This window comes from Pseudomonas sp. UYIF39 (assembly GCF_029963765.1).
Taxonomy (GTDB): Bacteria; Pseudomonadota; Gammaproteobacteria; order Pseudomonadales; family Pseudomonadaceae; genus Aquipseudomonas.
In genome coordinates this window covers 48,102-58,077 of sequence record NZ_JALBYU010000033.1, presented here as the reverse complement: position 1 = coordinate 58,077, position 9,976 = coordinate 48,102, and the positions used below count along the sequence as shown (strand labels likewise).

8 protein-coding genes are annotated in these 9,976 nt (G+C 59.7%); 7 read left to right on the top strand and 1 reads right to left on the bottom strand.

Annotated features, from left to right (window positions below; all coding sequences use genetic code 11):
- Nucleotides 1–302: 302 nt before the first annotated feature.
- The 7 genes from MO767_RS28300 (at nt 303) to MO767_RS28270 (ending at nt 7,565) form a co-directional block, all read left to right on the top strand.
- Nucleotides 303–1,544, top strand: a complete 1,242-nt coding sequence (locus tag MO767_RS28300) for an SfnB family sulfur acquisition oxidoreductase (protein ID WP_282483198.1) — start codon at nt 303–305, stop codon at nt 1,542–1,544.
- A gap of 23 nt (nt 1,545–1,567) precedes the next feature.
- The gene (locus MO767_RS28295; protein WP_282483197.1) at nt 1,568–2,773 is read left to right on the top strand and encodes an SfnB family sulfur acquisition oxidoreductase; all 1,206 of its coding nucleotides are present in this window, start codon (nt 1,568–1,570) and stop codon (nt 2,771–2,773) included.
- Nucleotides 2,774–4,126, top strand: a complete 1,353-nt coding sequence (locus MO767_RS28290) for an LLM class flavin-dependent oxidoreductase (protein WP_282483196.1) — start codon at nt 2,774–2,776, stop codon at nt 4,124–4,126. It abuts the gene before it with no gap.
- A 142-nt stretch (nt 4,127–4,268) separates the two neighbouring features.
- Complete coding sequence (locus tag MO767_RS28285) at nt 4,269–5,078, top strand: MetQ/NlpA family ABC transporter substrate-binding protein (RefSeq protein ID WP_282483195.1); 810 nt, start codon at nt 4,269–4,271, stop codon at nt 5,076–5,078.
- Between the two features lie 2 nt (nt 5,079–5,080).
- A complete protein-coding gene (locus MO767_RS28280) occupies nt 5,081–6,202 on the top strand; it encodes an ATP-binding cassette domain-containing protein (RefSeq protein WP_282483194.1) in 1,122 nt (373 codons plus the stop codon).
- The gene (locus MO767_RS28275; protein WP_129439456.1) at nt 6,192–6,836 is read left to right on the top strand and encodes a methionine ABC transporter permease; all 645 of its coding nucleotides are present in this window, start codon (nt 6,192–6,194) and stop codon (nt 6,834–6,836) included. The genes MO767_RS28280 and MO767_RS28275 overlap by 11 nt, the downstream gene beginning before the upstream one ends.
- Before the next feature lie 99 nt (nt 6,837–6,935).
- A complete protein-coding gene (locus MO767_RS28270) occupies nt 6,936–7,565 on the top strand; it encodes a class I SAM-dependent methyltransferase (RefSeq protein ID WP_282483193.1) in 630 nt (209 codons plus the stop codon).
- A gap of 83 nt (nt 7,566–7,648) precedes the next feature.
- Here the strand turns inward: MO767_RS28270 and MO767_RS28265 are convergent, their stop codons facing one another.
- Nucleotides 7,649–9,898, bottom strand: a complete 2,250-nt coding sequence (locus MO767_RS28265; RefSeq protein ID WP_282483200.1) for a glycoside hydrolase — start codon at nt 9,896–9,898, stop codon at nt 7,649–7,651.
- Nucleotides 9,899–9,976: the final 78 nt, after the last annotated feature.

Genomic DNA, 9,976 nt, shown 5'->3' with positions numbered 1-9,976 from the left:
GACACTGCGGTCATTCAGTTAAACCGCGAACTCAGGTTTTGACGACTGCTACGCAGCCGAACGCAGGCTTCGCCAGCTGCTACATGAATCTGTGGCACCGCCTTCTATGTATATTCCTAAAAGTTAGTTTATTAATTTTTTATACACGCTTAGGGTATATGCACCGGACCACCGGACATTCTTGTTTTCGTTCGTCGCAACCATCGCGACGTTTCCATGAGATGTGAGGTAGGTATGGTCCGGAACACAATCACCCCAGTGCAGATCGCCAGGGCATTGCGTGCAGCCAAGGAGCGGCACTGATGTCCAGTCTGGCAGATGCAATCGTCCAGAGTGATCTGGACATCGCCCCGTTGTTGTTGCCCGCGCAGGTCTTGCGCAACGACGCACAAGCCATCAAGGCCGCCCATGAGCTGGCGCACGTCGCCCGTCTGCAAGCAGCCAAACGCGACCAGCAGCGCAAGCTGCCGTGGTCGGAAATCGAACAGTTCACCCGCAGCGGCCTGGGCAGCATTGCCATCACGCACGAGTACGGTGGCCCGCAGGTTTCGTTCGTCACTTTGGCCGAAGTCTTCGCGATCATTTCCGCGGCTGACCCGGCACTGGGGCAGATCCCGCAGAACCAGTTCGGCATTCTCAACCTGGTGCTCGGCAGCGCCACTGAATCGCAGAAAAAACAGCTGTTCAAAAGCGTGCTCGAAGGCTGGCGGATCGGTAACGCGGGACCTGAGCGCGGCACCAAAAACACCCTTGAACTCAAGGCGCGAATCACCGCCAGCGGCGACGGCTTCGTCCTCAACGGGCAGAAGTTCTATTCCACCGGCGCGCTGTTCGCCCATTGGGTCGCCGTCAAGGCGCTGAACGACGATGGCAAGCAGGTTCTGGCCTTCGTCCGTCGCGGCACACCGGGCCTGCGCATCGTGGATGACTGGTCGGGCTTCGGCCAACGCACCACTGCCAGCGGCACCATTTTGCTCAACAACGTGCAGGTCGACGCCGAGCTGGTGGTGGACAACTGGAAGATCAATGACAACCCGAACATTCAAGGTGCCGTGTCGCAGCTTATTCAAGCAGCCATTGACGCCGGCATCGCCCGGGGCGCCATCGACGACGCCATCGCGTTCGTGAAAACCCGTGCACGGCCCTGGATCGACGCCAAGGTCGAACGGGCCAGCGATGACCTCTATGTGATCGCCGACATCGGCAAACTGAAAATCGAACTGCACGCCGCCGAAGCGCTGCTGCGCAAGGCCGGGCAAGTGCTCGATCAAGTCAACGCCGCGCCGCTCACCGCCGAGTCCGCCGCCCGCGCCTCGATTGCCGTGGCCGAAGCCAAAGTCCTGACCACCGAGATCTCGCTGCTGGCCAGCGAAAAGCTTTTCGAACTGGCCGGCAGCCGCGCCACCCTCGCCGAATTCAACCTCGACCGCCATTGGCGCAACGCCCGCGTGCACACACTGCACGACCCCGTACGCTGGAAATATCACGCTGTCGGGACGTATCACCTGAACGGCACTTTTCCCGCTCGCCACTCCTGGATTTAACGACCAGATCTCTGGAGAAACACATGACTTTTTCTCACCACGTCGCGGTCATAACCAGCGATGAGCAAGCCCTGATCGTCGCCAGTGACCTGGCCGAAGATTTCAAACGCGACAGCGCCCTGCGCGACCGCGAACGCCGTTTGCCACACCCGGAACTGGACGTGTTTTCCCGCTCGGGGCTGTGGGGCATCAGCGTGCCAAAAGAATACGGCGGCGCCGGGGTTTCCAACGTCACCCTGGCCAAGGTGATCGCGCTGATCGCCCAGGCTGACGGCTCCCTCGGCCAGATCCCGCAGAACCATTTCTATGCGCTCGAAGTGCTGCGGGTGAATGGCAGCGAAGAGCAGAAAAAACGCCTGTATGCAGAAGTACTGGCCGGCCAACGCTTCGGCAATGCCCTCGCGGAACTGGGCACCAAAACCGCTCACGACCGCATCACCAGCCTGACCCCTGATCTGCACGGAGAACGTGACGGCTATCGCATCAACGGCCGCAAGTTTTACGCCACGGGCGCGATTTATGCCCAGCGCATTCCGACGTCGGTGGTGGATGAGCACGGCGTGCAGCAACTGGCGTTCGTCCCGCGCAACAGTAAAGGTCTGACGGTAATCGACGACTGGAGCGGCTTCGGCCAGCGCACCACCGGCAGTGGTTCGGTGGTGTTTGAAGATGTTTACGTCGCCGCCGAAGACGTGATCCCGTTTCAAAGTGCGTTCGAACGCCCGACCACCGTCGGCCCGCTGGCGCAGATTCTTCATGCTGCTATCGACACCGGTATCGCCCGCGCCGCCTATGAAGATGCGCTGCATTTCGTGCGCACCAAGACCCGGCCGTGGATCGATTCCGGCAACGACAAAGCCACCGAGGACCCGCTGACCATCAAGAGCTTCGGCCACTTGAGCATTCGTCTGCATGCCGCCGAAGCCTTGCTGGAACGCTCTGGTGAATTCCTCGACAAGGCTCAGGCCGACACCAACGCCGAGACCGTCGCCGCCGCGTCGATTGCCGTCGCCGAAGCCCGCGCCATCAGCACCGAGATTTCCCTCGCCGCTGGCAGCACGCTGTTTGAACTGGCCGGCAGTCAGGCAACCCTGATCGAACATGGTCTGGATCGCCACTGGCGCAACGCTCGGGTTCATACGTTGCACGACCCTGTGCGCTGGAAGTATCACGCGGTCGGCAATTACTACCTTAACGATGAAAACCCGCCACTGCGGGGGACCATCTAAATGAGCAAGAAAAAGATCCTGCTCAACGCGTTCAACATGAACTGCATCGGGCACATCAACCATGGTCTGTGGACGCATCCACGGGACAACTCTACTCAGTACAAGACGATTGAATACTGGACCGAACTGGCGCAATTGCTGGAGCGTGGGCTGTTCGACGGCCTGTTCATCGCCGACATCGTCGGCGTGTACGACGTCTACCAAAACTCGGTAGACGTACCGCTCAAAGAGTCAATCCAGCTGCCGGTCAATGACCCGCTACTGCTGGTTTCGGCCATGGCCGCAGTGACAAAAAACCTTGGCTTCGGCCTCACCGCCAACCTGACGTACGAACCGCCGTATCTGTTCGCCCGACGCATGTCCACGCTCGATCACCTGAGCCGTGGCCGGGTCGGCTGGAACATCGTCACCGGCTACCTCGACAGCGCCGCCAAGGCCATGGGTTTGAGTGAACAGGTGGAACACGACCGTCGTTACGACCAGGCCGATGAATACCTGCAAGTGCTCTACAAACTCTGGGAAGGCAGCTGGGAAAACAGCGCGGTGCTTAACGATTCGCAGCAGCGGATCTACGCGCAGCCCGAGAAAGTGCACAAGGTCGAGCACAAGGGCGAGTTCTATCAGGTCGAGGGTTATCACCTCTGCGAACCCTCGCCGCAGCGCACACCGGTGCTGTTCCAGGCGGGCAGTTCGGATCGTGGTTTGCTGTTCGCCGGGCGACATGCCGAGTGCGTGTTCATCAGCGGCCAGAACAAACCGTCGACCAAGGTTCAAGTAGACAAGGTGCGCGCCAGTGCCGTCGAGGCCGGGCGCAACCCCGAGGACATCAAGGTGTTCATGGGGCTGAACGTGATTGTCGGCGCCACCGAAGAGCTGGCCTGGGCCAAGCACGCCGAGTACTTGAGCTACGCCAGTGCCGAGGCCGGCGTGGCGCATTTCTCGGCCTCCACCGGGATCGATTTTTCCGAGTACGAAATCGACGAACCGATCCAGTACGTGAAGAACAACGCGATCCAGTCCGCCACCAAAAACCTGCAAAACAACGACTGGACTCGCCGCAAATTACTCGAGCAACACGCCCTCGGTGGCCGCTACATCACCGTGGTTGGGTCGCCTGAGCAGGTCGCCGACGAGCTGGAATCGTGGATCACGGAAACCGGGCTGGATGGCTTCAACCTGACGCGAATAGTCACGCCGGAAAGCTATGTGGATTTCATCGATTGGGTGATCCCGGAGTTGCAACGACGCGGGTCGTACAAGACCGCTTACGACAGCGGCAGCCTGCGGGAAAAGCTGTTTCACGGCGAGGCGCTTTTGCCCGAACAGCACACCGGATCCGCGTTTCGACGCTAAAAGCATCGCGAGCAAGCTCGCTCCCACAGTGGATCTCGGGTGTTCACAAACCCCCTGTGGGAGCGAGCTTGTTCCGGGCGGCGTTCCGACGATGAGGCCCGACCAAACACCACACAACTATGCACTGACTGGAATAACCACCATGACCAAGAAACTCCTGAACCACCCAGTCAAAGCACTGGCCCTGGCCCTCGGCCTTTTCAGCTCCATCACCTTCGCAGCCGACGCGCCGCTGAAGGTCGGCACCACCGCCGCCTTCGCCATTCCCCTGGAAGCTGCCGTCGAAGAAGCCAAGAAACAAGGCCTGCAAGTCGACCTGGTGGAGTTCAGCGACTGGATCGCCCCCAACGTCAGCCTCGCCGCCGGTGACATCGACGTGAACTACTTCCAGCACGTCCCGTTCCTGGAAAACGCCAAGGCCGCCGCCGGTTTTGACCTGGTGCCGTTCGCACCGGGGATCATCAACAACGTCGGCCTCTACTCGAAAAAATACAAAAGCTTCGACGAGTTGCCGGAAGGCGCCAGCGTGGCGGTCGCCAACGACCCGATCAACAGCGGGCGCGGTTTGCAACTGCTGGCCAAGGCTGGGCTGATCACGCTTAAACCGGGCGTTGGTTACAAGGCCACAGAAGAAGACATCATTGCCAATCCGAAAAAAATCAAAATCCTGCAGGTCGAAGCCGTGCAACTGGTACGCGCCTACGACGACGCCGATCTGGTCCAGGGTTATCCGGCCTACATCCGCTTGTCGAAGACCTTCGATGCCGGCTCTGCCTTGCTGTTCGACGGCCTCGATCACAAGGAATACGTGATTCAGTTCGTGATTCAGCCAAAAAGCAAAACCGACCCGCGCCTGATCAAATTTGTCGACATCTACCAGCATTCGCCAGCCGTTCGTGCCGCGCTGGATAAAGCCCATGGCAAGCTCTATCAAGCTGGCTGGGAAAGCTGAAGATGACGGCAGCCACCCAACTGCGACTGGAAACTCCAGAGCCCCACAAAGTCGAAAAAACCGAACTGCATCCCGCGCTCAACCGCGCTCACGTGCGCTTCATCGGCCTGGGCAAAACCTACAACGGCCAGCAAGGTCCGGTCGCTGCGCTGCACGGCATCGACCTGGCGATCCAGCGCGGTGAAGTGTTCGGCATCATCGGCCGCAGCGGCGCCGGCAAGTCGTCGCTGATCCGCACCATCAACCGTCTGGAACAACCGAGCACGGGGCGCGTGCTGATCGATCAGGTCGACATCGGCGAGTTCGATGAAGACCGCCTGGTGACGCTGCGTCGGCGCATCGGCATGATCTTCCAGCACTTCAACCTGATGTCGGCCAAGACGGTTTGGCAGAACGTCGAGTTGCCGCTGAAAGTCGCCGGTGTACCGAAGGAAAAACGCGAGCAGAAAGTCCGCGAATTGCTGGAACTGGTGGGCCTGCAAGAGAAACACAAGGCCTACCCGGCGCAGCTGTCCGGCGGGCAGAAACAGCGCGTCGGCATCGCTCGGGCACTGGTGCATGACCCAGCGATTCTGCTGTGCGACGAAGCCACTTCGGCACTGGACCCGGAAACCACTCAATCAATTCTCGGCCTGCTGCGCGAGATCAATCAGCGCCTGGGCCTGACCATCGTGCTGATCACCCACGAGATGGCGGTGATTCGCGATATCTGCGACCGAGTCGTGGTGCTGGAACACGGGCGAATCGTCGAACAAGGGCCGGTCTGGGAAGTCTTTGGCAACCCCCAGCACGAGGTCAGCAAAACCTTGCTGGCGCCGTTGCAACACGGTTTGCCGGAAGAATTGCAAAGCCGCTTACAGGCACATCCACAGTCCTCGGACGCCGCTGTTGTGTTGCGTTTGCAGTTCACCGGCAGCGCCAGCGATGAACCGGATCTGGCCGCACTGTTCGCCGCCCTCGGCGGCCGTGTGCGCTTGCTGCAAGGTGGCGTGGAAAGGATTCAGGGCCATGCGCTGGGGCAATTGCTGCTGGCGGTGACCGGTTCGGCCCTCGGCGCAGAGGAATTGCGTCAGCGCGCCTGCAACTGGGCGCAACAGGTGGAGGTGCTGGGTTATGTGGTTTGATCGCTTGCTGCAAGGCTTCATCGACACCTTCCTGATGGTCGGTGTGTCGTCATTGATCGCGCTGCTGGCGGGCATTCCGCTGGCGGTGATTCTGGTCACCAGTTCCAAGGGCGGCATCTATGAAGCGCCGGCGCTGAACCGTGCGTTGGGCGCGTTCGTGAACCTGTTCCGCTCGATTCCGTTTCTGATTCTGATGGTGGCGCTGATTCCGTTCACCCGGCTGATCGTCGGCACCACGTACGGCGTTTGGGCGGCCGTGGTGCCGCTGACCATCGCCGCCACACCGTTCTTTGCGCGCATCGCCGAAGTCAGTTTGCGTGAGGTTGATCACGGGTTGATCGAAGCGGCGCAGGCGATGGGTTGCCGGCGCTGGCATATCGTTTGGCATGTGTTGTTGCCCGAGTCGCTGCCGGGGATTGTCGGCGGCTTCACGATTACGTTGGTGACGATGATCAACTCGTCGGCGATGGCGGGGGCTATTGGTGCCGGTGGCTTGGGCGATATCGCCTATCGGTACGGGTATCAGCGGTTTGATAGCCAGATCATGTTGACGGTGATTGTGTTGCTGGTGGTGTTGGTGGCGGCGATTCAGTTGGGCGGGGATCGGTTGGCTCGGGGGTTGAACAAGCGTTGAGTCTGGCTCAAGTCATTGGGCGTTCCGACGATGGCTGCGCAGCAGCCTTCTGCCTCATGGCGTATATTCGGCGAACTCACATTGCCTGCGCAGCCCACCATGAAACAGACCCCCACCGACCTCGAGCAGATCACCTCCACCACCCTGGGCCATTACAACTCGGTGGCTGAAAGTTTTCGCGAAGGGACTCGCGATCATGATGTCAGCCAGAACATTGATGCGCTGCTGCGACATATTCAGGGTGAGGCACCGTTCGACATTCTCGACTTTGGCTGTGGGCCGGGGCGTGACTTGCAAACCTTCACGCGCATGGGCCATACCGCTGTCGGGCTTGATGGCTCGGAGAAGTTTGCGCAAATGGCGCGCGAAGACAGCGGTTGTGAGGTCTGGCAGCAAGATTTTCTGAAGCTGGATTTGCCGGCTGAGCGCTTTGACGGGATCTTCGCCAATGCGGTGTTGTTTCATATTCCGCGTCAGGAATTGCCTCGGGTGTTGAAGGAATTGCGCGGGGCTTTGAAGCCGGGCGGGGTGTTGTTCAGTTCCAATCCCCGTGGCGAGAATCAGGAGGGGTGGAATGGGCCGCGTTATGGGGCGTACCACGATCTTGAGACGTGGCAGCAATTGCTGACGGCGGCGGGGTTTGTGGAGCTGGAGCATTACTACCGGCCAGCGGGACTGCCGCGGGAGCAGCAGGCTTGGTTGGCGAGTGTCTGGCGCAAGCCTGCGTAGTCAGTGCCGACGCCTTCGCGGCCAAGCCCGCTCCCACAGTTGACCGCATTCCCCTGTGGGAGCGAGCTTGCTCGCGAAGGTCTTCAACGCGACGAAGCAACCTGATAGCTCACCACTGATCCATCCACGCCAAACGCCGTGATGCTTCGCCCGGCCAACCGTTTGCCTTCAACTTCACGCTCGCGCACATCGAAATTGGCCACCAGCCGCGTGCCATCGGCGAACGTTGTCTGCTGTACCTGACGATCCTCAGTCAGCCATCGGAAATCTGTCATCGCCTGAGTCGCCAGACGCTCATGCAGCGGGCGGAAGAAAGCATCCTGACGAGCAATCACCGGTAACCGCTGCTTGAGCGTCGCCGCACTCAGGTGATACAGCGGCGGCACGTTGTAGAGCAATTGAGTCAGCTCATTCTCGGCGCGCACATTGCTCAACTTAAGGCTGTCGAACAGCCAATGATGGGTGGTGATCACCGAGCCATGGAACACCGCCTGATAAAGCGGCAAGCGCGTTTGCGGAGCAAAGTGAACCGTGCGGTAGGGTTCCTTGAGTGGCACGGTTTTGAAGAAAACCTGCGGCTGTTCATTAGGAAACCAGCGGCCCAGGTAATAGGGCGACTTCGGATTCTTGCTCATATCCGAATCCCCCCAGCCGATCACCGGTGTCTGCATCCCATGGGCAAACAGTACACCTTGGGCTGTGGTGGCGTTGCCATCCTCGGAGCCGGTCGGTAGCTTCAACGTCTCGTTGACCCAGCGCGAGGCGTCGATGTTGCCCTCGGCATTTTGCACCTGAGTCATGGTCGCTCCCACACGGTAGCTGTCGAACAGCATGCCGGTGGCGTAGGCATCCAGAAACCAGCTATTGAACCCGGCCTTGCTTTGTACAGCCCTGATGCGCGCCTCAAGCAATGGCCGAACACAACGCGGATCGGTGTAATGCCCCGATTGCTGAAACCCGCTTTTAAACGTCCCGGTTTCCAACACGATCGCACATTCCTGATTGGCTCTGGAGCCCAGATGCGCGGTGGTCCAGTCCGGGTTTTCAGTGAGGGTCAGTGCCGTCTCATAGGAATCATAAGGCGCCACCAGGTAGCCTGCGGCAACGCCTTGACGCACCGTTTCAGGGTGCCAGAGACCACCTTCCCAACCCTCGCCAAGGCCTAACCATAATCGCGACAAACCCGCAGCTTTCAGTTGTTCGATAGTCGTCGGTGACAAGGTATTGCCCCAGCGTTCCGGTATTGCCGTCACAGCATCGGAGAACGCCACTGCCAGCTCTGCACGTAACACGCCGTAGCCGTCAGCCAGTTTTTGCATGTCCGGTTCGACGACAGACTGCCAGCCGCTGCGTGCCTTTTTGTTCAGCGCAGCATTGAGGCTGCGCAGCAACGTGACTTGCTGGTAACGATCAAGCGGTGGCTCAGCCCGGGCCAGTAACTGCGAGCTTTCAGCGTCAAAACTGGTACGTAACTCGCTGGCCAGCACACCGTTACCGCGCAACCCTGTCAGCAAGGCTGGCCAGCTTCGAACATCGTCCGGTCCGAGCAGGTCGTTACCCCACAGATAAACATGACTGGCTCCCAGGAGCTTTTTGGCTTCGGGAATCTTCAGCAGTTTGTCGCTCAAGGTTTCGTATTGCCCGCTGTCGACCAACCATTTCCGATAGCGCTTGGCACCCGCCAACAGATCGGTATCACCCAACGACAGCTTGAAAGTTAGCGGTGCATTGGGCTCAAGGGAGGTGAATTGATGATGGAGAGTCAGAGCAAGGGTGTTGTTGTTTTCGGCGCTGAAGATCAGGCGATTGTTGTAAGGGTTGGTCATAAGCCAGTTCAGTGTGAAGTCACCGTGATCAACGCCCCACAGCGGCAAACTCAGGTCTTGGGTGGTATTGAACGCCCCCTGATCGAGCAGAAAGGTTTGCCACAGCGGATCTCCGGCAGGCACGTAACGCCCCTCGGCCAGCGGCAAGATCAGCCCTTTGCCCATAGAACTGCCGGGCTGTTTTAGAACGCTCAACTCACCGGGTTCACGGGCCGTGATGGACAGGGACAGGTCACGCTGATCGAGGGCGGCGCTCAGCGTCCAGGCGCCGCCATCCCACTGCCAGTCCATGCGATTGGTGCTTTGCTTGAGGTTGCTGACCTTATACCCAGTAACGCCCGACGAGGCTTGCACTGGCGAATTTTGTGCGGGGATGACGCGGATCGCCAGCGTGGCGGGATCGAGTTCGACGCGCCACAGCGAATTTTCCAGCACACCGCCGGCCAGCGTCGGGGGTGAAAACAACAGAGCGCCGAGTAACAGCACATAGCGCAGACCATAGGTCATCGGTGACATCGAAGTCCCTCCTCCATTTGGAAAGGGACCGTACAGCAACGCACCGGCCATGTAAGTAGGACCGTTCCC

Coding starts and splice junctions, on each gene's coding strand:
- MO767_RS28280 (WP_282483194.1), top strand. CDS start 5,081: ATGACGGCAGCCACCCAACTGCGACTGGAAACTCCAGAGCCCCACAAA.
- MO767_RS28265 (WP_282483200.1), bottom strand. CDS start 9,898: ATGACCTATGGTCTGCGCTATGTGCTGTTACTCGGCGCTCTGTTGTTT.
- MO767_RS28300 (WP_282483198.1), top strand. CDS start 303: ATGTCCAGTCTGGCAGATGCAATCGTCCAGAGTGATCTGGACATCGCC.
- MO767_RS28270 (WP_282483193.1), top strand. CDS start 6,936: ATGAAACAGACCCCCACCGACCTCGAGCAGATCACCTCCACCACCCTG.
- MO767_RS28290 (WP_282483196.1), top strand. CDS start 2,774: ATGAGCAAGAAAAAGATCCTGCTCAACGCGTTCAACATGAACTGCATC.
- MO767_RS28285 (WP_282483195.1), top strand. CDS start 4,269: ATGACCAAGAAACTCCTGAACCACCCAGTCAAAGCACTGGCCCTGGCC.
- MO767_RS28275 (WP_129439456.1), top strand. CDS start 6,192: ATGTGGTTTGATCGCTTGCTGCAAGGCTTCATCGACACCTTCCTGATG.
- MO767_RS28295 (WP_282483197.1), top strand. CDS start 1,568: ATGACTTTTTCTCACCACGTCGCGGTCATAACCAGCGATGAGCAAGCC.